General features: G+C 46.8%; 22 protein-coding genes. 14 read left to right on the forward strand and 8 right to left on the reverse strand.

Annotated elements, in window-relative coordinates:
* Positions 1–42 precede the first annotated feature (42 nt).
* Positions 43–651 (forward strand): 2OG-Fe(II) oxygenase, encoded by a 609-nt coding sequence (locus tag QH73_RS17075; RefSeq protein ID WP_039716996.1) that lies wholly within the window; start codon positions 43–45, stop codon positions 649–651.
* Between the two features lie 42 nt (positions 652–693).
* On the opposite strand, the gene QH73_RS28865 is transcribed toward QH73_RS17075, so the two are convergent.
* The 3 genes from QH73_RS28865 to QH73_RS17085 form a co-directional block, all read right to left on the reverse strand.
* A complete protein-coding gene (locus QH73_RS28865) occupies positions 694–828 on the reverse strand; it encodes a hypothetical protein (protein WP_039716995.1) in 135 nt (44 codons plus the stop codon).
* Between the two features lie 239 nt (positions 829–1,067).
* A complete protein-coding gene (locus QH73_RS17080) occupies positions 1,068–1,922 on the reverse strand; it encodes a cobalt-precorrin-6A reductase (protein WP_132867183.1) in 855 nt (284 codons plus the stop codon).
* Positions 1,919–2,110, reverse strand: coding sequence for a hypothetical protein (locus QH73_RS17085; protein ID WP_132867184.1), 192 nt, complete (start codon positions 2,108–2,110; stop codon positions 1,919–1,921). The genes QH73_RS17080 and QH73_RS17085 overlap by 4 nt, the downstream gene beginning before the upstream one ends.
* A gap of 376 nt (positions 2,111–2,486) precedes the next feature.
* Here QH73_RS17085 and QH73_RS17090 point away from each other — a divergent pair, with 376 nt between their 5' ends.
* The 3 genes from QH73_RS17090 (at position 2,487) to QH73_RS17100 (ending at position 7,627) form a co-directional block, all read left to right on the forward strand.
* Positions 2,487–5,039, forward strand: coding sequence for a mannose-1-phosphate guanyltransferase (locus QH73_RS17090; protein ID WP_039716994.1), 2,553 nt, complete (start codon positions 2,487–2,489; stop codon positions 5,037–5,039).
* 103 nt (positions 5,040–5,142) lie between these two features.
* Complete coding sequence (locus QH73_RS17095) at positions 5,143–5,625, forward strand: single-stranded DNA-binding protein (protein ID WP_039716993.1); 483 nt, start codon at positions 5,143–5,145, stop codon at positions 5,623–5,625.
* Positions 5,626–5,737: 112 nt separating this feature from the next.
* Complete coding sequence (locus tag QH73_RS17100; RefSeq protein WP_039716992.1) at positions 5,738–7,627, forward strand: ABC transporter ATP-binding protein; 1,890 nt, start codon at positions 5,738–5,740, stop codon at positions 7,625–7,627.
* A gap of 234 nt (positions 7,628–7,861) precedes the next feature.
* Here QH73_RS17100 and QH73_RS17105 read toward each other — a convergent pair whose 3' ends face one another.
* Entirely contained in the window at positions 7,862–8,089 is a 228-nt protein-coding gene (locus QH73_RS17105) for a hypothetical protein (RefSeq protein ID WP_039716991.1), read from the reverse strand.
* 126 nt (positions 8,090–8,215) lie between these two features.
* Between QH73_RS17105 and QH73_RS17110 the strand changes: the two genes are divergently transcribed.
* Together QH73_RS17110 and QH73_RS29200 are read left to right on the forward strand one after the other, a co-directional pair.
* The gene (locus tag QH73_RS17110; RefSeq protein ID WP_039716990.1) at positions 8,216–8,893 is read left to right on the forward strand and encodes a response regulator transcription factor; all 678 of its coding nucleotides are present in this window, start codon (positions 8,216–8,218) and stop codon (positions 8,891–8,893) included.
* The gene (locus tag QH73_RS29200) at positions 8,890–10,149 is read left to right on the forward strand and encodes a sensor histidine kinase (RefSeq protein WP_039716989.1); all 1,260 of its coding nucleotides are present in this window, start codon (positions 8,890–8,892) and stop codon (positions 10,147–10,149) included. The genes QH73_RS17110 and QH73_RS29200 overlap by 4 nt, the downstream gene beginning before the upstream one ends.
* A gap of 19 nt (positions 10,150–10,168) precedes the next feature.
* Here QH73_RS29200 and QH73_RS17120 read toward each other — a convergent pair whose 3' ends face one another.
* Complete coding sequence (locus QH73_RS17120; RefSeq protein WP_039717752.1) at positions 10,169–12,490, reverse strand: nitric-oxide reductase large subunit; 2,322 nt, start codon at positions 12,488–12,490, stop codon at positions 10,169–10,171.
* Between the two features lie 252 nt (positions 12,491–12,742).
* Between QH73_RS17120 and QH73_RS17125 the strand changes: the two genes are divergently transcribed.
* The 3 genes from QH73_RS17125 to QH73_RS17135 are packed head-to-tail and all read left to right on the forward strand — an operon-like array spanning position 12,743 to position 13,522.
* Positions 12,743–12,895: a hypothetical protein gene (locus tag QH73_RS17125; protein WP_165587706.1), complete on the forward strand. Its 153-nt coding sequence runs from the start codon at positions 12,743–12,745 to the stop codon at positions 12,893–12,895.
* A complete protein-coding gene (locus QH73_RS17130) occupies positions 12,892–13,224 on the forward strand; it encodes a nucleotidyltransferase family protein (RefSeq protein WP_201278188.1) in 333 nt (110 codons plus the stop codon). The genes QH73_RS17125 and QH73_RS17130 overlap by 4 nt, the downstream gene beginning before the upstream one ends.
* Positions 13,196–13,522 carry a HepT-like ribonuclease domain-containing protein gene (locus QH73_RS17135; protein ID WP_039716988.1) on the forward strand — a complete coding sequence of 109 codons (327 nt, stop codon included), beginning with the start codon at positions 13,196–13,198 and terminating at the stop codon, positions 13,520–13,522. The genes QH73_RS17130 and QH73_RS17135 overlap by 29 nt, the downstream gene beginning before the upstream one ends.
* A gap of 57 nt (positions 13,523–13,579) precedes the next feature.
* Here the strand turns inward: QH73_RS17135 and priA are convergent, their stop codons facing one another.
* Positions 13,580–16,159, reverse strand: a complete 2,580-nt coding sequence (gene priA, locus QH73_RS17140) for a primosomal protein N' (protein WP_039716987.1) — start codon at positions 16,157–16,159, stop codon at positions 13,580–13,582.
* Positions 16,160–16,879: 720 nt separating this feature from the next.
* Between priA and QH73_RS17145 the strand changes: the two genes are divergently transcribed.
* From QH73_RS17145 to tatA, 4 genes are all read left to right on the forward strand, one after another.
* Positions 16,880–18,082, forward strand: coding sequence for an RpoD/SigA family RNA polymerase sigma factor (locus tag QH73_RS17145; protein ID WP_132867186.1), 1,203 nt, complete (start codon positions 16,880–16,882; stop codon positions 18,080–18,082).
* 160 nt (positions 18,083–18,242) lie between these two features.
* Positions 18,243–18,737: a GNAT family N-acetyltransferase gene (locus QH73_RS17150; protein WP_039716986.1), complete on the forward strand. Its 495-nt coding sequence runs from the start codon at positions 18,243–18,245 to the stop codon at positions 18,735–18,737.
* A 60-nt stretch (positions 18,738–18,797) separates the two neighbouring features.
* Positions 18,798–20,141, forward strand: coding sequence for a serine/threonine protein kinase (locus tag QH73_RS17155; RefSeq protein WP_039716985.1), 1,344 nt, complete (start codon positions 18,798–18,800; stop codon positions 20,139–20,141).
* Positions 20,142–20,264: 123 nt separating this feature from the next.
* Positions 20,265–20,432 (forward strand): twin-arginine translocase TatA/TatE family subunit, encoded by a 168-nt coding sequence (gene tatA, locus QH73_RS17160; RefSeq protein WP_039716984.1) that lies wholly within the window; start codon positions 20,265–20,267, stop codon positions 20,430–20,432.
* Between the two features lie 164 nt (positions 20,433–20,596).
* On the opposite strand, the gene cphA is transcribed toward tatA, so the two are convergent.
* Complete coding sequence (gene cphA / locus QH73_RS17165; protein WP_039716983.1) at positions 20,597–23,290, reverse strand: cyanophycin synthetase; 2,694 nt, start codon at positions 23,288–23,290, stop codon at positions 20,597–20,599.
* A gap of 228 nt (positions 23,291–23,518) precedes the next feature.
* A complete protein-coding gene (locus QH73_RS17170; RefSeq protein WP_039716982.1) occupies positions 23,519–24,382 on the reverse strand; it encodes a cyanophycinase in 864 nt (287 codons plus the stop codon).
* A gap of 291 nt (positions 24,383–24,673) precedes the next feature.
* Here QH73_RS17170 and trmD point away from each other — a divergent pair, with 291 nt between their 5' ends.
* The gene (trmD, locus tag QH73_RS17175; RefSeq protein ID WP_052290209.1) at positions 24,674–25,441 is read left to right on the forward strand and encodes a tRNA (guanosine(37)-N1)-methyltransferase TrmD; all 768 of its coding nucleotides are present in this window, start codon (positions 24,674–24,676) and stop codon (positions 25,439–25,441) included.
* Positions 25,442–25,456 lie beyond the last annotated feature (15 nt).

Consider the following 25,456-nt stretch of genomic DNA (forward strand, 5'->3'; position numbering starts at 1 on the left):
TTTTTTATTCTTCCCTGCTCCCTGCTCCCTGCTCCCTATCTAATGAAATACTACCACCAACAACCATCGTGCTTCCCCAGCAACTACCTCAACGACTTATGGGGAGAAATTCAAGCGTGTCCCTACTTTACTACCAACAACCTCAACCGTGACTTCGTAGGAACCAAAGGATTTTCTGTAGTATTTCAGCGTGCTGGAATAGCAGAAGTAGAACAAAAATTTCCCTACTTTAAACCATATATTAATTTAGCTCTGCGATCGGATTGTAATGCTTTTTACCTCAATCCCTTACTCCTCACCGCAGGCTCCCGCGTCGATCCCCATATCGATCGCTCCCTACGTTCCTATTGTAAAACCATCGAACCACCCGCTTTGGTCAGCGTCCTCTACGTGCAGCTACCACCAGATATGCAAGGGGGAGAATTAGTATTGCGCTGCGACAAACGCCAAGTCGGACAGATTAAACCACAAGTCAATACCTTAGTTTACTTTCAAGGCAATTTAACCCATTCCGTCAATCCCGTGCAAACACCAGGAAAGCGCCTCAGCTTAGTATGCGAGCAGTATAGTTTGAGCGAGTCCGAACTGCGAGAAATTCCAAAGTTTACTGTCGAGTCAAGAGTGAATCAGTTCTCAAAGAGAAAAAAGTAGTTTTGGGTATAATGAGCGTTGTTTGGGTATATACATGTACCATTAGTCTTGCGCTTCTTCAATAGTTTCAATGACTGCTAAACCAATTTTAGAAGCTGCAAGTAGTAGCACTACTGAAATTAAATAAGCGATGACTAAAATCTGAAGCGCAGTTTCAAAAAAGATGGATGAATTCATGAAAACTCCTCCCAAATATTAGGATTATAGTGCTATGCTGTCCCTGCATTCTTCTACTAAATTGCATAGAGATACTGCATTTTGACTAATGACTAATGACTAATGACAACCTTCACTCGTTGGTTCGCATTTTAAATAGATCTGATTCAGATTTGCCTACAATTTAACCCAAAAAAGTGACAGAACTGCAACAAAAAAGTCACAAAATTGAGAAAGTTGCGATCGCCCGCTATCAATTCTCAACTACCAAATAACATGCGGCAAAAATCTAGAGCCACTGATAAATCGCTAGTTTGCTGCGGATATTCAACCGTTGGACGAGCGATCGCAATTAAATCGATCCCTAATTCAGCAGCCACAGTCCGCTTCACATCCTCTCCCCCAGGCGTACCAGAAGCCTTAGTCACCACTACAGAAATATTCCATTGTCGCCACAAAGCCGCCTCTAATTCAGACGAAATTGGTGGACGCAGACAAATTAAGCGATCGTTAGTAAACCCAGTCTTCAAAGCAGATTCCAATGCGATCTCACTAGGTAAAATGCGAGCAAATAAAGTTGCCTTATCCTGCCAAGATTGAAACAGATGCAGAGGTCGATAACCTACAGTCAATAACACCCGTCGTCCCTGTAAGTAGTCCCCCGACAGCAAAGACTCAAAACTATTTAATCTTATTATTCTCCCCTGCTCCCTGCTTCCTGCCCCCTGCCTCAAAACAGGGCGCTCGTACCGCAAATAGGGAATTCCCAACTTTTGACAAACCGCGATCGCACCTTGAGAAATTTCCACAGCATAAGGGTGTGATGCATCCAACACACCAACTACCTGCTGCTGTTGCACGAACGCCTCAATCTCCAATAAGGTAAAACGCCCCACCCACACTTGCAAACAAGCCGCATCGGGGTAGAGCGCGCGAGCTGATTCCGTTGTGACAGAAATTATACACGGCAAATTAGCCCACGCGATCGCCTCAGCTAATTGAGCGCTTTCCTGCGTTCCACCAATGAGCCACAGAGGAGCGAGGAGTGAGGAGTGAAGAGAATTTTGGATTATTTCTCCTCCAACTTCCCCAGCTCCCTCAACTCTCTTGTTCATCCTTTCAGCGCTCTTCTAAAATTCTGGCGATAAGACTTATTTGCCACGAGCAAAGCAGGCCACAGTAGAGATAATGTTAGCCTGTTAGTAAAAGAGCGAGAAAAGTTAGTTCGATGAAACCCAGTCCAGAACTTCCAAACACCACCGCCATAAGCTAAGACTAATAACAAAGTAATTAAACTACTCATTCCGAATCTACCTCTACAGTTGTCAGTTATCAGTTATCAGTTATCAGTGACTAGTGGCTGGTGACTAGTCACTAGTAATTTCTCCTCTCCCACACTCCCCACACTCCCCACACTCCCTAGCTCCTCGCTCCTCGCTCCTCACCTTCTCTCAGTTTAGCTGACACAATTGATACCGCTTCTAGTGCCAATGCAGTTGCTTGAATGCCCGTAGCATGATTAGTTGGAAAGCGTGGTAGGTAGAATCCATCGAGCTTGTTGGTGGGATGTAACCTGTGGGAGTGCCGCAAGTGGGAGAGACATAGGAAACTAGATAGAGACTAGCGTTGCTCGAAGTGTTGGCTTTACACCATTAAGGTGGAACATCTAAGGAGGAATTATGCGCGCAGTACTGATGGCTGGAGGATCTGGAACGCGGCTTCGACCGCTGACTTGCGATCTTCCCAAACCGATGGTTCCAGTGCTGAATCGACCGATCGCAGAACATATTATTAATCTGCTCAAACGGCATCAGATTACAGAAGTGATTGCCACCCTACACTACTTACCTGACGTAATGCGCGACTACTTTCAAGATGGTAGCGACTTTGGCGTACAGATGACTTATGCCGTTGAGGAAGATCAGCCGCTAGGGACAGCAGGCTGCGTCAAAAATATCGCCGAATTGCTCGATCGCACGTTTTTAGTGATTAGCGGTGATAGCATTACGGATTTCGACCTCACCGCCGCCATAGAATTTCACAAACAGAAAAAATCGAAAGCCACTGTAGTTTTAACCCGCGTTCCCAACCCAATTGAATTTGGTGTAGTAATTACAGATGAATCGCAACGCATCCGCCGCTTTTTAGAAAAACCTTCTTCCAGTGAAATTTTTTCCGACACGGTAAATACTGGTACTTATATTTTGGAACCAGAAGTATTGGAATATCTGCCAGAAAATCAAGAAAGCGACTTTTCTAAAGAATTATTTCCCCTATTACTGGAAAAAGACGAGCCAATGTATGGTTACATTGCTCAAGGCTACTGGTGCGATGTCGGTCACTTAGATGCCTATCGAGAAAGCCAGTACGACGCACTCGATCGCAAAGTTAAACTCGACTATGCTTACGAGGAGAGGTCTTCAGGAATTTGGATCGGACAAAATACTCACATCGATCCGACTGCCAGCCTAGAAGCCCCTTGTTTAATCGGTGATAATTGCCGCATTGGAGCCAGAGTCCAAATTTCTGCGGGTACGGTCATTGGCGACAACGTTACCGTTGGCGCTGATGCCAACCTGAAGCGCCCGATTGTCTGGAATGGAGCGCTGATTGGAGACGAGGCGCACTTGAGAGCCTGCGTTATTTCTCGCGGTACGCGGGTAGACCGTCGCGCCCACGTTTTAGAAGGTGCGGTGGTGGGTTCCTTGTCCACCGTAGGGGAAGAAGCCTTGATCAGTTCCAGCGTCAGAGTTTGGCCCAGCAAGCAAATTGAATCGGGCGCGACGTTAAATATTAACTTAATTTGGGGTCACACCGCTCAGCGCAATCTCTTCGGTCAGCGAGGCGTGACGGGATTGGCAAATATTGACATTACACCCGAATTTGCCGTCAAACTGGGAGCCGCCTATGGTTCGACATTAAAACCAGGAGCGCAGGTGACAGTTTCCCGCGACCAGCGCAGTATTTCTCGCATGGTCACGCGATCGCTAATTGCAGGATTGATGTCTGTAGGTATCAATATTCAAAACCTTGATGCTACCGCAATTCCAATGGCACGGACTGTAATCTCAACGATGGGAGTGTCTGGAGGCATTCACGTTAGAGTGCATCCCGATCGCCCAGATTACATTTTGATTGAATTTATCGACCCCAAAGGCATCAATATTTCTAAAGCTCTAGAAAAGAAAATTGAAGGGGCTTATTTTAAAGAAGACCTGCGGCGCGTGCAAATTCACGAAATTGGTAATGTCGTCTATCCAACCCAAATGGTATCTACCTACTGCACGGCATTCGAGCAGCACCTCAATGTCGAAGCGGTACGTCACAGTAACTCTAAAGTCGTGATCGACTACTCTTATGCAGTTACTGGGGCAGTCCTACCGCAAATGTTAGCTAAATTTGGCTGCGATGCAGTGGTGTTAAATGCTAGCCTCAAACCAACCGCTGTCAGTGCCGTAGAGAAAGAAGCATTACTGATGCAATTGGGTCATGTCGTCGAAGCACTCAAAGCTAACTTCGGCGTGCAGGTGTCGGCGAATGGCGAACAAATGACCTTAGTAGATGAAGCAGGTATCCCCATTCGGGGCGAAATGCTGACGGCTTTGATGGTCAACATGATGCTGACAGCACACCCCAGAGGCACTGTCGTCGTACCCGTTCACGTTTCTAGCGCTGTAGAGCAAATTGCCCGTCGCCACGATGCGAAAATCATTCGTACCAAGGCAAACCCCACCGCCTTGATGGAAGAATGCCGTCGCACGCCAAACGTAGTTTTAGGCGGAAGTGGAGAAACAGGCTTTATTTTCCCGCAATTGCATCCAGGGTTTGACGGGATGTTCTGCATCGCCAAGCTGATCGAAATGTTGACCATTCAAGAGCGATCGCTTGCCGCTATTCGCACCGAACTCCCCCGCGTCTACCACAAGTCATATACAGTCCGGTGTCCGTGGACGGTCAAGGGGGCGTTGATGCGTCATCTCGTCGAAACCCATCCAGCAGAAAGACTCGAACTGACCGACGGTGTAAAGATTCTCGATCGCCATGAAGATAATTGGATTTTGATCTTGCCAGATGCAGGGGAACCAGTGGTACATTTGTTCGCAAATAGTAACGATCGAGATTGGATAGATGAATCCTTGCGGGAATACCGTCACCGCGTTCAAGAGTTCGTAGAACAAGAACAAGGAGTGGAGCCATCCGTCTCATCTCTGGAAGGACTAGAGGCAAGATAGGGATGAAGTATAAAGGATGAAGGGAGTTGAAAATTGACGGTTAACCGTTAATTTTCAACTGCCAATCCCGACTCCCTACACCCTACACAAAGGAGACGAAGACATGAACAGCTGTATTTTAATGGCAGAAATTAAAGAAGAGCCGCAATTACGTCACGTCAATAATGACAACCTGCTGGCGATCGCCGAAATGATGGTTAGTATTCCTGGGCTAAGGGCAGAAGACCCCTCAGCGACTCTAAGAGTTGTCGGTTGGGGCAAAATGGCAGACGAAATTCAGCAAAACTACCACAAAGGCGATCGCGTCATTATTGAAGGTCGTTTAGGTATGAATACTGTAGAGCGACAAGAGGGTTTTAAAGAGAAACGAGCTGAATTAACCGCACAACGCATTCACAAGCTGGATGGTGTTAACCTCACGTCTTCCGCCACCGAACGGGAAGAAACAAGTAGCTATACCCCACCAGCGCCCCAGCCGCGTGCTGCAGCGCCAGTCGAAAGACAACCCGCCCCCGTCGCCGTCGCCGCACCGCAAGAGTCACCTAAGCCACCTGTAGAAGTCGATGAGGATGATATTCCGTTTTAACTGGTAATAATTCATGGTTGACGGTTGACAGTTGACCGTCAACCGTCAACCGTCAACTACTAATTCCCAATCGGTGCTGTTAAGATCCAGTTAATTTATCCCGCTAACTCCTATGAGTGATGTCCTCACAGTTCGCGATTTGCAGGTAGAGTTTGCTACAGATGACAATAGACTCATCAAAGCTGTTAACGGAATTTCGTTTGAACTGAAGCGGGGACAAACGCTGGGAATTGTTGGGGAATCGGGTTCGGGTAAGTCAGTCACTTCTCTGGCAATGATGAGACTGATTCCGACTCCTGGAAAGGTGACGCGGGGGCAAATCAAATTTTGGACAGCAGACGGGCAGGCAGTAGATTTATTGCAACTATCTCCTGCCCAGATGCAGAAATATCGAGGCGATCGCTTGGCAATGGTGTTTCAAGAGCCAATGAGCGCCCTCAACCCAGTCTTTACAATTGGGTTTCAACTAACTGAAGCCATTCGCTTGCACCAAAACGTATCTCAAGCTGAAGCCCGTCGTCAAGCGACTGCGCGGTTGCAGGAAGTGAAACTTTTACCCAGTGACGAAGAGTTACAACAGAAATATTTCGCCACCGTCAAGCAGCCAAATGCATCGGCACGCCAAATTCAAACTTGGGTCAACCAACAAAAACTTGCCATACTCGATCGCTATCCCCACGAGCTATCAGGAGGGCAATTACAGCGGGTGACAATTGCAATGGCAATTTCCTGCAATCCCGCCATTTTGATTGCTGACGAGCCTACCACAGCCCTAGACGTGACCGTACAAGCGACGATTATGGACTTGTTGCGGGAATTGCGCGATCGCCGTCAGATGTCCATGATGTTTATTACCCATGACTTGGGATTGGTGGCAGAAATTGCCGATGCGATCGCGGTGATGTACAAGGGGAAAATTGTCGAATACGGTTCGGTAGAGCAAATTTTTTCCCAACCCCAACACCCTTACACGAAAGGCTTATTAGCCTGTCGTCCGGCGCTAAATTCCCGACCGCAAAAACTCCTGACAGTTACCGACTTCATGACGGTAAGCGAAACCCCTACGGGAGAATTGGAAATTGAGTCAAAACAACCGCAATATCCCGCATTAATTCCATCAGAAGCCACTCACCAGCGGTTAGAGCAATTACAACAACAGCCACCTCTATTAGAAGTCAAAAATCTTCAAGTTGGCTTTCCCATGCGTGGAGGTTTCGGTCAAACGAAGCGCTATTTCATGGCAGTCAATGGCGTTGAGTTTCAAGTTTATCCAGGAGAAACTTTGGGATTAGTCGGTGAATCTGGTTGCGGCAAAACAACTTTGGGTAGAACGATTTTAAGGCTGATTCAACCGATTGGTGGGAAAATCTTTTTTGCCGGGAAAGACGTTACCACTCTCAAAGGCGAACAGTTACAGCGACTTCGCCGAGAAATGCAAATTGTGTTTCAAAATCCATATAGTTCTCTCGATCCTCGGATGAAGATTGGCGAGGCAGTGATGGAACCAATGTGGATTCATGGCACTAGTAAGACAACGAGACAGCGACGAGAAAGAGCCGCAGAATTTTTAGCTAAAGTTGGGATAGAACCTAAATTGATGAACCGCTATCCCCATGAATTTTCTGGCGGACAACGGCAGCGAATTTGTATTGCTAGAGCGCTGGCGCTTTATCCTGAAGTTAAATTTATTATCTGCGATGAATCTGTTTCCTCGTTAGATGTGTCGGTACAAGCACAGGTACTCAATCTTTTAAAAGAATTACAACAAGAATTAAAGCTCACTTATATTTTTATTTCGCACGATCTGAGCGTGGTGAAATTCATGAGCGATCGCATTTTGGTGATGAATCAAGGACAACTTGTCGAACAAGGGAGTGCTGAAACAATTTACTCCCAACCGCAACAAGAATACACGCGCAGATTAATCGCTTCCATCCCTACGGGTTCGCCAGAAAGAATTCACCAACGCCAGCAACATATATCAGTGACTAGTGACCAGTGACCAGTTATCAGTTATCAGTTATCAGTAATATTTATTTATTAGTAGGGTGGGCGTTGCCCACCTTAATTGATGCATTAAAGTCTGTTTTTAAAAGTATTAAAGACAGCAAACCCTGAAAGATTGGGAGAGTGGTATCTGAAAAAGGTAATTTTTGACTTGCAACAACACAGAAAGTAGCTGTTCTCGCTTTTGAGTTCCCGCGATCGCCAGCGAGTTAGTCAAGTTCAAGATATTTTACAGTAATAGCATGAAGGCACCTGCGATCGCCCCCCAAAACAGACTCCCGAAGAGAATTCCAAACAAAACTCCCCGAGTCGCGTAGGGATAGCAGTCAATCTCATAGCGATCGATGAGACATTCACGGACATTGCATTCAGCCGTTGGCTCGGATAAGGTGGGATTTAAAGTAATTGCGCTCGTTTGCTCGGATAAGGTTTGATTTAAGGTAATTTCGCTCAGCATTACGTAACTCCAAGCCGAAATAATTTTTATTATTCGTTAGCCAAGTTCTAAGATTCAGCTATAACGTAAGCATAGGCAACGAATGTGACTAATTTGTGAAACTTAAATGCGATCGAGATCGAAACGATGCGTATTTTAGTAGTCGAGGATAACGAACTGATTGCGGAGACACTAGCAGACGTGCTGCAAGACCAGCATTATGTCGTAGATATTGCCCTTGATGGAGAAGTTGGTTGGCAACAGGCGGAGGCTTTCGACTACGACTTAATTTTGTTAGATCTGATGCTACCTAAACTAGATGGCATTAGCCTCTGCAAACGTCTGCGGAGTTCTGGTTATGGAAAACCAATTCTGATGCTCACGGCACGGGACTCCTCTGCTGATAAGATTGTCGGTTTGGATAGTGGGGCTGATGATTACGTGATCAAACCTTTTGATGTTAACGAATTAGCAGCTCGCATCCGCGCCTTGTTACGTCGAGATAGCCCGGGGCGACAACCGATTCTCAGTTGGGGAGAGTTAAAGTTAGATCCCAGCACCTTAGCTGTCACCTATGGCTCTCAAGCAGTTAATGTCACCTCCAAAGAATATCAAATGCTGGAGTTGTTTTTGCGCAATCGCCAGCGGATCTTCAGCCAAGCTGAGCTTTTGGATCGCCTCTGGGCATTAGAAGATTCGCCGAATGAAGAAGTCGTGAGAGCGCACATTAAGCGCTTGCGCCACAAGCTGACAAATGTAGGAGTCCCGAAAGACGCAATCCAAACAGTCCACGGCTTGGGTTATCGCCTCAAGGAGCGATCGTGAATTCAAAAGCTCTCAGATACCGCTTATTTGGCACGTATTTGGCGATTATGGCAGTGCTATTAGGTGCGTTTGCAGGAGTGACCTATTGGCTATTTGCTCGCAGTCTCTACTGGGATTTAGACCAGCAACTGACGGCGATGGCAAGAATTGCAGCCTTGAGTCTGAGCAAGCAGAAGCATCCTCAAGTCGATTTGAATGATGATATTTGGGAAGATTTAGAAATTCGCGGCGTGACATTGGAATGGTTCGATGCTAATGGTAAACCCTTGGCAACACAGGGAAGGCGTAGATCGTCGCTGCCACCCCAAGTGTCTGACTCGGTGCAGCAAATTGGGCAGTTACGCCAGTTGACGATCGCCGTTCGTAGCCCTGAGATTCAAAGAGCAGGAGAATTGCAGGGATATGTTCGAGTCAGTAAATCTCTCAGAACGGTGGATGAGCTGCTAGAAAAGTGGCGCTGGCGGTTGAGTCTCGGTTTGCTCACAGAGCTGGGGTTATGTGGACTAGGCGGATATTGGCTGACGCGCCAAACGGTGCAACCCATCGAACAAAGTCTGATGCGAGTCAAATGGTTTACTGCCAACGCTTCTCACGAACTGAGAAGTCCGTTGACAGTGATTAAAAGTAATATCGGTCTAATTTTGAATCATCCAGAGCGAATTCATGCTGCGGACAAGAAAAGAATCGCAGCGATCGCCTGGGCTGCCGATCAAATGACAAATCTAATTGAGGATTTACTCTTTCTCGCCCGCTCCGACCAAACTCAACAGATACCCCACTCAGCAAAAGCCCCTTTAGATCTAGAGCCAACATTAAAAAGTTTAGTCGAGTCCTTTGAACCCCAGGCTCAAGCAAAAGAAATTCTCCTGACATCAGATTTAACTTCAGGATTATATATATTGGGGGACATCGCTCACATCAATCGATTGTTCTCTAACTTAATTGCCAATGCAATTCAATACACTCCAAAGGGCGGGCAGATCTGGGTGACAGCGCGCACTCAAGGCACGCAGGTCCAGGTTGACGTGCGAGATACTGGAATTGGCATTGCAACAGAAAATATGGATCGAATTTTCGATCCCTTTTGGCAGGCAGATGAGGCTCGCTCCTATCATTCACGCGGCTATGGCTTGGGTTTAGCTATCGCCAAGACAATTACGACGCAGCACTCAGGCAAGATTTTTGTCAACAGCGAACTGGGACAGGGAACGACCTTTACAGTCGCTTTACCCCTGTCGTTCTCAGTGATGTCTTAGCGATCGTTTGAGCTAAATCCTAAAACTCCGTGCTACGAGCCGCGATCGCCTTTGGTAACTCCGGTGGTGTCGTTTTGACCGGAAAGCGAAAGACAGCAACGATCGCTCTCACCGTGAACGCAAACATTGTCAACGCACCGATCGCAAAAATAATATCGCCTGGAATCCGCAACCATACAGTCCATCGCATCCACGGGCTACTAATCACCTCAGCACTACGAGCATACCAAGTGCCATGTTCGATCGACTGCGCCAATTGGTAGAAACCGTTGGGAATTAGCCCTAAAACCAGCATTCCAACTAAACCGCCATTAATCGTCCAGAAGCTAAAACGCAAGAGCCGCTCGTTCCAAGCCTGCTCTGGCACAAATTCCCGCAAGGCAAACAACATCAGCGCTAAAGCTAAACAACCATACACGCCAAACAAAGCAGAATGGGCGTGAATTGGAGTCGTATTCAGTCCTTGAGAGTAATACAAGACAATCGGCGGGTTAATTAAAAAGCCAAACACTCCCGCACCGACTAAATTCCAGAAACAGGTGGCAATAAAAAAGCGTAGGGGCCAACGGTAAAACCCTTCGGCTTCCTGAGACAGTTTCAGGGTCTTTAAGACTTCAAAGCCAATCAGTGTCAGGGGTACGACTTCCAGCGCCGAAAACACCGCTCCCATCGCGGCAATAAACGACGGCGTACCGGAGAAGTACAAATGGTGCAAAGTGCCGATTACCCCACTGCCCAAGTACAGAATTGTGGTAAGATAAGTGGCACGTAATGCCGAAGATTTCTTGAGAAATCCCAGTTCGCTACACAAATAGGCAATTACCACTGTTGCAAACACCTCGAAGAAGCCTTCTACCCAGAGGTGAATCACCCACCAGCGCCAATACTCTGCAATGCTCAGGGATGTGTGATTAGTGTAGGCTAACCCTACTGAATAGAACAAGGGAATCGTAATCGCACTGTAGAGGAAAAAGTGACTTAACCCCGTCGGAGTTTTTTCCTGTTTCAGGGCAGGCTTGAAGGCACGGTACAGCAGCCACAACCAAAAAACCATGCTGCCAATTAACAGCAGTTGCCAAACTCGCCCTAATTCAATATACTCGTAGCCCTGGTGTCCCCACAGGAAGCTATCTTTTACGTCTAGCACGCCTGTCACGGCTTGCCAAGTGCCAACGATCGAGCCGACTACCACGATCGCTAATGCTCCCAGCAGCACGGTATTACCCAAGGCTTGATGCTTGGGTTCGTACTGACCGAACCGAGGCGCAAAATACAATCCAGCTGCTAACCAACAGGTGGCAATCCAAAATAGAGCGAGTTGCAAATGCCAGGTGCGCGAAGCGGCGTAAGGGAGGAATTGCATCAAGGGAATACCGTAAAATCCTTCCCCTTCCACGGCATAGTGCGCGGTAAACATCCCCATTAAAATTTGCACCAGAAACAATGTCATCGCCACGCCAAAAAATAGCGAGGTTACTTTCTGGCTGGGCGTAGGAATGCGGACGGCTGGACGAGCCGGAACGGGCTGGACTTCATCTGTTTCTTCTTGCGTCAGGTAGATAAATAGAAACACGCCAATACCGGCAATCAGAACCACCACCGATAGGATCGACCAGGTGATAAACTGTCCTGGGGCTTGATTACCAATCAGGCGATCGGCAGGCCAATTCGCCGTATAGGAGAAAGGAGCATTGGGGCGATTGGCAGAAGCTGCCCAAGCAGTCCAGGCAAAGAAGCCAGTGACATTGTGAATTTGAGTATCGTCTTTGAACCAGCCATCAGGAATAGAGTGAACGGCAGAACCATGCGCTAAAAGTGGCTGATAATCTTGAAAAACTTGTTTTAAGCCTTGAGTTTGAGCATCCGTCAGGAGCAGCGTGCGGGTTTGGGGATCGTAGCGGTTAGTCTTGAACTGCTCGCTTACCCTTGCTTCCAAGCTGGCTCTTTCGGGAGCGGGTAAAGCCTCCAAGTCTGCTTGAGAAAAATCTGGTTGACCGTTATAGAGGACACCAGCAGTGCTTAATCCCCAGCGATGCAGCACGTCAGCCGTCCAATCGGGCGCGAGATAGCTGCCATGTCCCCAAATACTGCCAATGTGTTGCCCGCCGCGTGCCAGATAGATTTCTTGTCCCGCTTGTATCTCGGCTCGCGTCAGGATAATTTCTTGTTGCGGGGATTGCAGCACATCGGGGACGGGTGGGGCATTTTTCCAGATCGCTGCTCCGGCAGCTAGCAAGGTTGTAAAGGCAATGATGCAGATGAGTACTAACCAGGCAGGTAGGCTGAGCGATCGCCCTCCAGTTGTGGCGCGATCGCCACTCACTGCTATAGAATCAGTCATTGCCGCACCTCCAAATACAAATAGAAGAACGCCGATTGCAAATCGAATCGTGCCAGTCGAACTCAGTTCAACCCACATTCGCACTCGCAACCTTCATCTCGGTCGTACTTTGAGTTTGACAAACCTGCTCGATGGCATCTCTGAGCTAGCTCATAGTTCGATCCTTCACATAGTTATATACAAAAAACAGCGATCGAGTTGATGTAAAAATTGCCATTGATGTTATTTTTATGACACATAACTGTGTATTGCTTGAAACTTAAAAAAAAGCAAAAAAATTTAGTAACTAGAAGCGATCGCCCAATTGCTAAAACAGGAGTAGAGCGGGCAATTGAAACTGATGAAGCAACAGCGATCGCCTGGATGAACCAGCGACTTGAAATCTTGGGAGTAAAACTAACATGACCATCACTGCAATAGAACTGCCGATGGAGAAAATTCGAGACTTTTGCGAACAATGGCAGGTAGCAGAATTAGCCCTATTTGGTTCCGTTCTCCGAGATGATTTCCGCCCCGACAGCGACATTGATATTTTGATCGCTTTTTCTCCAACCGCAAAACGTGGGTTAACCGAAACCATGCAAATGCGCGATCAACTCCAAGGAATTTTTAATCGAAAAGTAGACTTAATCGTTAAAGCGGCGATCGAGCGCAGTGAAAATTGGTTGAGACGTAAAAACATTTTAGAATCAGCACAAACTATCTATGTCGCGCGATCGAGAATCTCTCATTGACATCGCCAACGCCATCAGACGCATTTTGCGCTATACAGATAGCGTCGGTCGAGCCGAACTAGAAACTAATGATGAAAAGTTGTCTGCAATACTCTATCAAATTACGATTATCGGCGAAGCAACCAAACGACTATCTCAGCCATTTCGTCAGCAACATCCAGAAATTCCTTGGCGAGAAATGGCGGGAATGCGAGATTTCATTGTCCACAAATACGATCAGCTTGATTTTGAGGTTGTATGGGATGTAGTTCAAAATAAACTTTCAGAACTTTTAAGCTCGATTGAGGTTTTGTTATAAGGTTATTAATCCAATCTTGGAGCCGAAAAAGCGAAAGTTGTCTTCTCCTAAACCTCTCTACATCAAATTGAGCGGATCGACATCGATGGTCAAACTCACATTATGAGGACAAAGCGATCGCACCTGCTGCCAATCGGGTAATACTGGTTGCAAATCTGGGGCAATTTTGAGCAGAATTTGCCAACGGTAACGATTAGCTACCCGCAAGATATTCGCTGGCGCTGGTCCCAAAATTTCCCATCCAGGCGTAATGTAATTATTGAAATAGGATGCGATCGCTTGCGCTGTATTTTCTACCGCACTTGCCTCAACACTACTCAAACGCAACAAAATCAATCGTCCGTGAGGCGGATAATTCAACGCCACCCGCTGTTGCAACTCCGCTTCTACAAACCTTTCATATTCATGCTGCTGTACGGCTTGAATCACCGGATGATCGGGAGTGTAGGTTTGTAAAATCACTCTACCAGGATCGTCACCCCGTCCTGCCCTTCCCGCTACCTGAGTTAAAGTTTGAAATGCCCGTTCTGCGGCTCTGTAATCGGGTAAATGCAATAATCCATCCGCCGCTACCACACCAATCAAAGTAACTTGGGGCAGATCTAACCCTTTCGTCAGCATTTGCGTCCCAATTAATAAATCTGCCTCCCTGTTGGCAAACTGAGTTAACAGCGTCCGGTGCGCCCCTTTAGTCCGAGTTGTATCGCTATCAAACCGAATAAATCGCAATTGGGGAAACAATCGCGTAATTTCCTGCGCTACCCGCTGCGTCCCGCTACCAAAAAATTTCAAATAAGGGGAACCGCATTCGGGACAATTACGAGGATGAGATTGACTGTAATTGCAGTAATGACACCGCAACAACTGCGGTGCACCCTCTTCTACATGGTGATAGGACAACGACACATCGCAAGCAGGACACTCCAGCACGTAACCGCAACTGCGACACGAAACAAACGTACTGTGTCCCCGCCGATGGATAAATAAAATTCCCTGCTGTCCCCGTGCTTGCAACTGCTGCAAAGCCTCCGACAGAGAACGGCTGAAAATCGAGCGATTGCCCTCCTGAATCTCCTGACGCATATCTACCACTTCTACAGGTGGTAAGGGGCGGGATTGGATGCGTTCTGGTAAGGAGAGGTAATGTGTTGGTTGATGGTTGATGGTTGACGGTTGACGGTTGATGGTTGACGGTTGATGGTTGACGGTTGTTGGTAATTCCTCCGACTCCCGACTCCCGACTCCCGACTCCCGTTTTCTGACACTTATCCAACTTTCCAACGAGGGGGTTGCAGAACCTAATACTAAGGGACAGTTTTCTAATTCAGCGCGCCACTGGGCGACGGTACGGGCGTGGTAGGTGGGAATGGGGGAATCTTGCTTAAAGCTGCTGTCGTGTTCCTCGTCTAAAATAATTAAGCCAAGACGGGGTAAGGGGGCAAAAATAGCAGAACGAGTACCAATAACAACTTGGGGTTCTCCTAAGAGCATTTGTCGCCAGGTATCGTATCTTTCTCCATCTGAGAGGGCGCTATGGTAGACGCATACTTTGCTACCGAAGCGAGCGCGAAAACGATCGGTAAGTTGGGGAGTTAGACCGATTTCTGGTACTAAAACTAGAGCCGATTTACCTTGACTTAATATGGGCGCGATCGCCTGTAGATAAACTTCAGTTTTACCCGATCCCGTCACCCCATGCAATAAGACGCGATCGCATCCTTCTAGTTGAGTAATTGCCTCTACTGCTTGTAACTGAGCTGCTGTCAGTGTTTTTGGCGCGTCTGCTGCTTGCAACACTCCTTGTTCTTGCCGCAGCATTTCCCGTTCTTCAATGACAACATAGCCCTTCTGTTCTAATGTTTTGAGGGTACTAGGACTAGCGTTACACAGTCGTAACAGTTCGCTCAACCAAATATCGCCGCCCTGCCGTCGCAACACGTCTAAAATTTCCTGTTGTCGAGACGTAAGATCTCGTTCTAACCCGGTACTTACCAATGTCACCGCTTTTTGCAACTTGGGGCGTGTCAGGCGGGGTGGTTCTAGATAACTTTCTACCAACGACAGGCGCAACAATTCTCGCACGCCCCGATAGGCATTCCTGACTTGTCTTTGCAGGTAAACAAAGCTGTAGTCCTTATTCGGTTGAGCTTGCAGCAGTGCCAAAATTTCTTTCGCCGCCGGAGTGCAGAACGCATCAACACCAGGTTTGATTTCCCCAATTAGTTTAATCCGACGCTGCGATCGCCCTAACAATCCAGGGGGCAAAGCAACGCGAATTGCTGCAATCAAGGGAGTGTAGTAGTATGCTGCCACTCGATTGAGTAGTTCCCAATAAGCAGGTGGGAAAAAGCCGCGACTCACCACATCCTCAACAGCTCGAATTTTGTCTGGGGATAGATCGACAGGAGGCTGCTCTACAAATCGTAAGGCGATCGCTCCAACTTGATTTGCTCCAAACGGCACGCTCAGAATATCTCCCGGCTGCACCGTCAATTGAGCTGGCAACTTATAGGTATATATCTCCTGCGTTCCCGGACAATCTACCAAAACTTCCAGCCAACGCTGGTTCGTTTGCGATTGGTAGTATCCTTGTAGTTCAGCTACCACAGATCTGCCTGTTAAATTTACCCCGACCATACCTAAATTAGCCTACTCCTACAATTACCCTTGGCGCGACCTGTGGTAATCCATATTACAATTTGCCTTCTGAATTCGCAATGAAGGAAGCAGTTGTCAGTTATCAGTTATCAGTGGGTATGGTGTGTGTGACTTCTCTCCCCCAGCCTCTCCAGCTCTCTTCTAACTTCTGGCTTCTGAATTCTAATAAGTATTTTCTCCCTATTGATAGAGATTTAAATAGTTAATTCTATGCCATCCTAATTTTTAGGAACAAATACTTTAAGAAAATTTAATTAATTAGGTTGACATATGTGTATAATTAGTAAATTCTATTACTAGCCTAGCATACATTTAGGAATACTAAACATCCTATTGGCTTGGTATACATCATAACTTTCGGAAGAACTATTTGTTTTTCTGAAATACACACCGAACTTTAACAAAAACTTAATAAGTTTGCCATAGAAAAACAGGAAATCTCTTACTATTTACATTGCATTTCAAACGATAATTAGCCTACGATAAGCATGGTTGGAAAATTTAATAAAACTCCCGCTCTCAATTTACAGCGTTTATTGCCGAGTGGATTTGGTGATAAAAAATACGAATTTGAAAGGTTTTCAAGTCGAAAAAAACTGATAATAAGCTTCTAATAAGAAGATAATTACCCAGACAAGTTTCAAGCCTGAAACTTAATTAAAAATTAAGTAGTCTCCCATCTACCTTGTGCCAGTGTTTATGTACGAAAGAAAGCAGCCGTACCAACACGATCGCTTCCCTACCCCGGAATTCAATAGCGATATAGAAATTGCCGAAATAGAGGTAATTACCGCTTTGAATCGAGAAGTCGAATCGGAACCAGAGCAGCTACCCGAGCTAACAACACCCAATATAGAAGAAACAGCGATCGCCTTGACAGAAGGATGGGAGGCAGACGAGCGAGACTTTGATGGGATTGGAGCAGCAAGAGCTTCGGAGTATCAAAAAACTCAGTTTGACGATGCAGTGGGAGCGTTTTTTAAAGAAATGGCGCGTTATCCCTTGCTGAAAGCAGAAGAAGAAGTAGAATTGGCGCGTCGAGTCCGGTTTTTAGTTGAAGTTGAAGAAATTCAAAAAGGACTACAAAAGCAACTCAAACGTCAACCAAACCGCGAAGAATTGATAGCACAGTTAGGAATTTCAGAAAAACAATTAGAACACCACCTGTATTTGGGACGAGTGGCAAAGCGGAAAATGATCCGTTCTAATTTACGCTTGGTAGTTTCCATCGCCAAACGCTATTTGAATCGCGGTTTGCCATTTCTAGATCTGATTCAAGAAGGCGCAATGGGACTCAATCGCGCCACAGAAAAATTCGATCCCGACAAGGGATATAAGTTTTCTACCTATGCCTATTGGTGGATTCGTCAAGCAATTACGCGGGCGATCGCTAATGATGCTAGAACAATTCGGTTACCAATTCACATTGTTGAAAAATTAAATAAACTTAAAAAATATCAACGCGAGCTGAAGCAAAAACTTCAACGCAATCCCTCAGAAATTGAATTAGCCGCAGCATTAGAAGTTCCGCCAGAACAATTACGTCAATTACAACAGTTACGGCGCAAGGCTTTATCTCTGAATCATCGAGTCGGGAAAGAGGAAGATACAGAATTAGTCGATCTCCTAGAAGACAACGACGCTCAATCCCCCGAACAACAGATGAGCGAAACCATGATGAGACAGGAAATTTGGGATGTTTTAGGCGATGTTCTTACTCCCAGGGAAAAAGACGTAATTTCTCTGCGTTACGGTTTGACGACAAGCGAACCTTGTACTTTGGAGGAAGTCGGTTGTTTGTTCAATCTCTCTCGCGAGAGAGTCAGACAAATCCAAAGTAAAGCCATGCGGAAGTTGCGTCGTCCTCATATTGCCAAACGCTTGAAAGGGTGGCTGTTGTAATTTTGGTCGCGCCAAGACGCAAAGGCGCAAAGCGTTACTGATGAATGGTAACTTTTTGCTAGGCATTATACAAAAAAGATATTTTCTTTTAAGACTCGATTACTCTCAAGAAACTCTTCATTCCTTTGCGTCTTGGCACGACACTATCTTAAAATGCCTGATGGACTCTAAATTTCTTTTGCGTCCGGCTCAAAGCGCCGATACAGATGCAATTTTCGACCTAATTAAAGCTCTGGCGGAGTATGAAAAATTATCTCATGCAGTCATTGGTAGTGTTGAGGCATTGCAAGAGCATCTATTCGGTTCTCGTCCTTATATAGAGGCGATTGTAGCTGAATGTGACGAGAAAGCTGTAGGATTTGCACTGTATTTCTACAATTACTCTACCTTTCTCACAAAGCCAGGAATTTATTTAGAAGATTTATTTGTCTTGCCAGAGTATCGCCGCCAGGGGATCGGTAAGGCAATATTCAAATATTTGGCAAAGTTAGCAGTCGAAAAAGATTGCGGTAGATTGGAATGGAGCGTACTAGATTGGAACGAACCCGCGATCGCTTTTTATCAACAGATGGGCGCTAAGATTTTGCCAGATTGGCGAATTTGTCGCCTCACCGATACAGCTTTGACAGAGTTAGCCAGCGATCCCCGCTTGTAGTTACCATTTCTGTAGGGTGCGTTATACGTAACCCACCCTACAAATTCTAAATTACGAAATATGAACTATAGCGATCGCCTAACTTCGCGCTACGAAATTCAACAACAATTGGCAAAAAAAGCCGGACGCAAAACGCTGTTAGGGCGGGATTTAGAAACTCAGCAATTAGTTGTTATCAAACTTCTCTCCTTTGGAATAGATTTTGAGTGGGAAGCATTGAAGTTATTTGAACGGGAAGCAGAAACTTTAAAAGCTTTATCTCACCCCGCTATTCCCAAATATTTAGATTTTTTTGAATTCGATACACCCTACAGTAAAGGGTTTGCTCTGGTACAGTCTTATGTGGAAGGAAAATCTTTAGAGACAGAACTCAAGGCTGGACGAACTTTTAGTGAGGTGGAAGTCAAACAATTAGCTAAATCAGTACTAGAAATTTTGCTCTACCTCCACGGACAAAAACCACCCGTCATTCACCGCGATCTGAAACCTAGCAATATTTTGCTTGGGGATCGCATAGAAAAAATATATTTAGTCGATTTCGGTTCCGTCCAAACTCTAGCTTCCAAGGAAGGCGGAACGATGACAGTCGTGGGGACCTACGGTTATATGCCTCCCGAACAATTTGGCGATCGCGCCGTTCCCGCCTCCGATTTATATAGCTTGGGTACAACTTTAATTTACTTGGTTACGGGGACTCATCCCGCCGATTTACCACACAAAAACGGACACATTCAATTTGAATCGGTGGCAAGTTTGAGTCCTGAATTTACCCGCTGGTTACAGTGGATGACCGAACCAAATTTAGATCGGCGCTTGAGTTCGGCTCGGGAAGCATTAGCAGCTTTAGAACAACCCGTAAATATCGTACCGACAATTTCGCAACCGTTTGGGAGTAAGATTAAATTACATCAAGATGCCAATTTTGTAGAAATTTTGCTTCCTAGCAAAGGTTTTAGTCCTGAAATTGTCTCTTTAAGCTTATTTGCGATCGCGTGGAATTCGTTTTTAGTATTTTGGCTAGCCTCGGCTCTCATAACAGCACCAATGGGCATGAATCTCTTCTTCGCCTTATTTTCACTTCCTTTTTTGGGCGCGGGTGCAAGCATGGTTTGGCGAATTCTCTCAGCTTTATTTGGTAAAGTCCGAATTACTATAGATCCTCAACAAATATCCCGCAGCTACGAAATGTTGGGCTTCCGATTTAAACAGCCGCGCCATCAAGCACCGAGACAAGCGATTGAAAAACTGGCGATTTTATCTTTTGGTCGTGTCTCTCGCCTGACAATTTGGGCGGGAACCAGAAAATACGAACTCGGTAACGATGGTTCCATCTCTCCCTCAGAAGTTGACTGGCTAGCTCAAGAACTCAGCACGTGGTTGGGAATACCGATTAATAAGTCGTAAGTCGTAAGTCGTAAGTCAGAAGTAACTGATAACTGATAACTGATAACTGATAACTGGTTACTGTACAAGCGCGATCGCATCCCATCTATGATTAGTAAGAGAGCAGGTTGACAGGAGAATTCTATGTTTGGTCTAGGATGGGCAGAAGTCGGAGTCATCTTTATCATCGCAATTCTCATCTTTGGTCCCAAGAAAATTCCCGAAATCGGTAGTTCCCTCGGTAAAACACTACGCGGCTTTAAAGAAGAACTGAAAAATCCTCAAGAAGATCGCCCTGAATCGGAAGATTAAACAACAGAAGTCACAAGTCACAAATCGCAACTCGCAATTCAAAATTTCCTGATTCCTGTACGGGCGGGTTCACCTATACTCTCTGTTTAGTACGGAGTTTTTTGGTAAACCTGTCCCTACGACTTCTGACTCCTTGCAAATGACAACTACCAACTACCAACTACCTAAATCTGATTCACCGACGACACGATCCCAGTTGGTGAATCTTGCGCCGCCACGCTGGGAGGCTGGAGGGAATTATCGCTCAAGGGGTTACGGGCTTGAATTAAGCTAATGGCACGGCTGACGCTTTCTGGCAGGATCACAACCAAACTACCATTAGAAGCAGTATCTAAACCCGTATTGATTGCTGTCGTCTCATCTAAGACGATCTCGTAACGACAATCGGACTTAACTTGCATAATCCCCTTGGAAATTAACTCAGCCGCATCTCCTCTAGGGCGACCTCTGTTATCGTCGTCTTCTTTAATAATGATGCGATCGAAAATTTCAGCGGAAAGCTTACCCAGGATGATAAAATCTTCGTCACGGCGATCGCCTGGACCTCCGATGACACCGATCCTTTCTCCTGCCGTCCAGTTGCGCACAAATCCCCCTAACGCCTCGTAGCTGTGAGGATTGTGGGCGTAATCTACCAAGGCATGATATTCACCCAGGTTGAATAAATTCATCCGTCCAGGAGTCTGACTGCTAGAAGCGCGGAACGTAGCTAATCCAGCACGGATCTGTTCGATCTGCACGCCATAGGCATAAGCTGCTAAACTTGCGGCTAAAGCATTGGCAATCATAAACGGTGCGCGTCCGCCCATAGTTAACGGTACGTTCGCCGCCTGTTCGATCCGCAGCGTCCAATCTCCTTGCAAAATTGACAGGTAGCCGTTTTCGTACACCGCAGCCAATCCACCCTGCTGGGTATGCTCCCGTACCACAGGATTATCTGGAGACATGGAAAACCAAGCTAGCTTAGACTTGACGCGATCGCGCATTTCTGCTGTAAGCGGATCGTCGGCGTTGAGGACGGCATAACCATTCGGTTGCACGGCTTCCGCCACCACGCTCTTGAGGTGTGCCATTTGTTCGAGCGTGTCAATATCGCCAATTCCCAAATGATCGGCAGCCACATTCAACACTACCCCGATATCGCTAGCATCAAAAGCCAGTCCCGATCGCAAAATGCCTCCCCGTGCCGACTCCAGTACGGCAACTTCCACCGTGGGGTCTTGTAAAATCAACTGGGCGCTTTGGGGACCAGTATTATCGCCTGGTTCTACCAAATAATCGCCGATATACGTGCCATCAGTGGTGGTGTAACCAACCACCTTGCCACTCTGTTTAATCAGGTGTGCCGTCAAGCGCGTAGTGGTTGTTTTACCATTCGTTCCCGTCAGGGCAATAATTGGAATTCGGCTGGGCGTACCTGGGGGAAATAACATATCTAATACTGCCCCAGCAACGTTACGGGGAATACCGCGACTGGGAGCAACGTGCATCCTAAAGCCTGGAGCCGCATTCACCTCTACAATTACGCCCTCAGTTTCCCGCAATGGACGGCTGATATCGGAGGTGACAATATCGATCCCCGTGATATCTAAGCCAACGATTTTCGCGACTCGCTGCGCTAACCAAGCATTTTCTGGGTGAATGTCATCAGTACGGTCTACCGCGATCCCGCCCGTACTCAAGTTTGCCGTTGCCCGCAAGTAGCAAACTTCGCCCTCTGTTAATACCGTATCTAAGGTATACCCTTGGCGTTCGAGCAATGGGAAACTAGTGCGATCGAGTTGAATTTTGGTCAGAACGTTATCGTGTCCCTCACCCCGATTCGGGTCTTGGTTCGTCTCTTCAATTAACTGCTCGATCGTACTCTCACCATCACCGACAACGTGAGCGGGGACGCGCTCGGCAACAGCAACCACCTTACCATCTACCACCAATACGCGATGATCGCGCCCGACGTAGTAGCGTTCGACAATTACAGCGCGAGAAACTTCTTTAGCAGCATCGTAGGCGGCTTCAGCTTCTTCCCAGGTTCTAATATCGATCGTGATCCCCCGCCCGTGGTTGCCATCCAAGGGTTTAATCACAATTGGATAACCGCCAACAGAGGCGATTGCATCTTCTAATTCATCTAAATAGCTAATTGTCGTTCCTTGAGGAACGGGTACGCCAGCATTGCCTAAAATCCGTTTCGTGCTTTCCTTATCGCAGGCAAGTTCTACACCCAAAATTCCCGTGCGATCGCTCATTGTAGCTTGTACCCGCTTTTGATTCGCACCATACCCCAACTGAATCAAAAACCGCGCCCCTAAATTCATCCAGGGAATGCCCTTAGCTGCTGCCTCTTCTACAATCGCCTCCGTACTCGGTCCTAACGCGGCATCCCGATACAGTTCCTTGAGATCCTGCAAATCTTGCTCTAACTCAGCTTGGGGATATCTTCCTTGCTCCACAATACTCTGGCACATCCGCACGGCAGCCCTTCCCGCATAGCGTCCTGCCTGCTCGTCTTCATAGTCGAACACTACCTGATAAACCCCAGGTGTTGAGGTTTCCCGCGTCCGTCCAAAGCCGACTGACATGCCTGCCAGTTCTTGTAACTCTAAGGCGATATGCTCCACCACATGCCCCATCATCGTGCCTTCCCGCACCCGCATGAGAAAGCCACCACGACACCCAGGAGAGCAGAAATGCGATTCTAAACTCGGCAGAGTCTCGACAAGTCCTTCATAGAAGCCTGGGATCTGGTCAGTCGGTTGCTCGGCTAAATCTTCCAAATCGAGCCGCATCAAGATCAGCTTATGTCGGCGAATGCTCCAATAATTGGGACCGCGTAAAGTCTGGATTTTCAGAATTCTCATGGGATTGGGAAATGGGGGGTGCAACCAATTAACTAGTGTCTCGCTCAAGACTTAGCGACAACTGTATCGGAAACTACTTTTTTACTTGAAATCGAAAATGCAGCTCATATTCTTCCCACCGAAAGAATATAATTCCGAATTCCGACTTTTGTACGGGCGGGTTTAGCAGAGAAATTAGCAGTCTCAGCCGTAAATCTTTGGTCAAAACCCGCCCCTACGAATACTTGACTATTGCGGTAGTCTTTGCACGGGAGCCAAAACGATCCGCTTTTGTAAATGATAGCGATCGCCATAACTCAAGATATGCACTCGCAGGTTATGCAAACTTAAAGGCTCGGCAGCACCAATATCGGCATGGTTAGTGTAAGACATTTCCCCAGGATCGACAATCGTAACTGTACCTTTGCCCATCACCCTTAAAGTGCCATCTTTCTCGACCATAGCGCAAGTATCTTCATCAATCCCGATCCCCAAGCGATCTGGATGACAGGCAACTGCACTGAGCAATCGTCCCATCCGATTGCGATTGTGAAAGTGCTGATCTACGATCGCATCAGGGATGATTCCCAGACCGATCGCCATATCTACCAGCGCTCGATTTGGTGACTCGCCACTGCCACCGCCAGCAATCATGTGATGCCCCATCACGGCAGCTCCCGCACTCGTACCAGCTAAAGTCAGTTGTCCCCGCTGTACCCGCATCCGAATAATATCCATTGCTGGGGTATCTGCCAGCACCGCACACAGACGTAGTTGATCCCCCCCGGTCAAAAAGACTCCCGTACAAGCAGCCAGACATGCTTGAACATTTGGCTCCTCGCACTGTTGTCGTTCTCGGATATCCAAGACTTCGACTTTCTTTGCTCCCATTTCTTCGAAAATGCTAAGATAGCGTGCGCCAATAATTGTTGGTTCGCGAGAAGCAGAAGGAATAATCGCAATATGGGCATCTGTCGATCCGGCACGAGCAAAAAACGTGTGCAGGATTTCCCTTCCGTGAACCTTATCCTCTGCTCCACCGATCACCAAAATGGCTGTTTTTGTAGCTTGGGGAGTCCTCATTTCCAGCGATTGAGCCTCTAATTGCACCATTGTTTCTTTCCTTCTCGTCAACCCCATTCAAAGTCCGCTCCTGCGATCGCTTCAGTGCTGCAAAGCATTCAATCCGAGGTTGAGACCGTACCAATTGAATTTTTTTTACCCTGACCGCTCAGTAATTTGCCAGACGTGACAATATTTAAACATAATTTAAACAATAAGCAACACTTTTGTCATTCGTCATTTGTGAGGAGCCAAGAGTCAGGAGCCAGGAGTCGGAATTAACTGATAACTGGTCACTGGTCACTGATAACTGATAATAGTCATTTTTCTGGTTGATTTTTTGTGCGTTTTGATATAGTTACTCTCTTCCCCGACTTCTTTACCTCTCCTCTTAGCTCAGGATTGATGTGTAAAGCTTTGGCAAAAAAAATTGCCGAGGTAAATCTGGTCAATCCCCGCGACTTTACCACCGATAAGCATCGCAAGGTCGATGACGAACCCTACGGTGGTGGTGTAGGGATGTTGATGAAACCAGATCCGATTTTCGCTGCCGTTGAATCACTCCCAATTTTACCGCGTCGAGAAACGATATTAATGACTCCTCAAGGTCAACCTTTGAATCAATCGTTGCTCAAAGAATTAGCAAGTAACTGCGAGCAAATAGTCATCATCTGCGGACATTATGAAGGGGTAGACGATCGCGTACTGCATCTAGTCACGCGAGAGATTTCTTTAGGAGATTTCGTGTTAACTGGAGGAGAAATTCCCGCTTTGGCATTGATGAATGGAGTTATCCGGCTACAACCAGGAACGGTAGGAAAAACAGAGTCCCTTAAAGCCGAAAGTTTTGAGGCAGGGTTGTTAGATTATCCTCAATATACTCGTCCAGCAGACTTTCGCGGCTGGAAAGTTCCAGAAGTCCTGCTTTCAGGGAATCATCAAGCGATCGCTCAGTGGCGCTACGAACAGCAAATTCAACGCACCCGCGATCGCCGTCCCGATCTGTTAGAGGGAGCAGGGAGCAGGGAGCAGGGGGACAAGGGGGACAAGGGGGACAAGGGGGACAAGGGGGATAATTCTAGCCACCAGCCAGTAGTCACTGATAACTGATAACTGTCAACTGTC

Origin of the sequence: Scytonema millei VB511283, from assembly GCF_000817735.3 — a bacterium.
Classification (GTDB): Bacteria; Cyanobacteriota; Cyanobacteriia; order Cyanobacteriales; family Chroococcidiopsidaceae; genus Chroococcidiopsis; species Chroococcidiopsis millei_B.

Bases quoted from the DNA above. Each gene is read 5' to 3' on its own strand.
- QH73_RS17075 (WP_039716996.1), top strand. From the start codon at position 43: ATGAAATACTACCACCAACAACCATCGTGCTTCCCCAGCAACTACCTC.
- QH73_RS28865 (WP_039716995.1), bottom strand. From the start codon at position 828: ATGAATTCATCCATCTTTTTTGAAACTGCGCTTCAGATTTTAGTCATC.
- QH73_RS17080 (WP_132867183.1), bottom strand. From the start codon at position 1,922: ATGAACAAGAGAGTTGAGGGAGCTGGGGAAGTTGGAGGAGAAATAATC.
- QH73_RS17085 (WP_132867184.1), bottom strand. From the start codon at position 2,110: ATGAGTAGTTTAATTACTTTGTTATTAGTCTTAGCTTATGGCGGTGGT.
- QH73_RS17090 (WP_039716994.1), top strand. From the start codon at position 2,487: ATGCGCGCAGTACTGATGGCTGGAGGATCTGGAACGCGGCTTCGACCG.
- QH73_RS17095 (WP_039716993.1), top strand. From the start codon at position 5,143: ATGAACAGCTGTATTTTAATGGCAGAAATTAAAGAAGAGCCGCAATTA.
- QH73_RS17100 (WP_039716992.1), top strand. From the start codon at position 5,738: ATGAGTGATGTCCTCACAGTTCGCGATTTGCAGGTAGAGTTTGCTACA.
- QH73_RS17105 (WP_039716991.1), bottom strand. From the start codon at position 8,089: ATGCTGAGCGAAATTACCTTAAATCAAACCTTATCCGAGCAAACGAGC.
- QH73_RS17110 (WP_039716990.1), top strand. From the start codon at position 8,216: ATGCGTATTTTAGTAGTCGAGGATAACGAACTGATTGCGGAGACACTA.
- QH73_RS17120 (WP_039717752.1), bottom strand. From the start codon at position 12,490: ATGACTGATTCTATAGCAGTGAGTGGCGATCGCGCCACAACTGGAGGG.
- QH73_RS17130 (WP_201278188.1), top strand. From the start codon at position 12,892: ATGACCATCACTGCAATAGAACTGCCGATGGAGAAAATTCGAGACTTT.
- QH73_RS17135 (WP_039716988.1), top strand. From the start codon at position 13,196: ATGTCGCGCGATCGAGAATCTCTCATTGACATCGCCAACGCCATCAGA.
- priA (WP_039716987.1), bottom strand. From the start codon at position 16,159: ATGGTCGGGGTAAATTTAACAGGCAGATCTGTGGTAGCTGAACTACAA.
- QH73_RS17145 (WP_132867186.1), top strand. From the start codon at position 16,880: ATGTACGAAAGAAAGCAGCCGTACCAACACGATCGCTTCCCTACCCCG.
- QH73_RS17150 (WP_039716986.1), top strand. From the start codon at position 18,243: ATGGACTCTAAATTTCTTTTGCGTCCGGCTCAAAGCGCCGATACAGAT.
- QH73_RS17155 (WP_039716985.1), top strand. From the start codon at position 18,798: ATGAACTATAGCGATCGCCTAACTTCGCGCTACGAAATTCAACAACAA.
- tatA (WP_039716984.1), top strand. From the start codon at position 20,265: ATGTTTGGTCTAGGATGGGCAGAAGTCGGAGTCATCTTTATCATCGCA.
- cphA (WP_039716983.1), bottom strand. From the start codon at position 23,290: ATGAGAATTCTGAAAATCCAGACTTTACGCGGTCCCAATTATTGGAGC.
- QH73_RS17170 (WP_039716982.1), bottom strand. From the start codon at position 24,382: ATGGTGCAATTAGAGGCTCAATCGCTGGAAATGAGGACTCCCCAAGCT.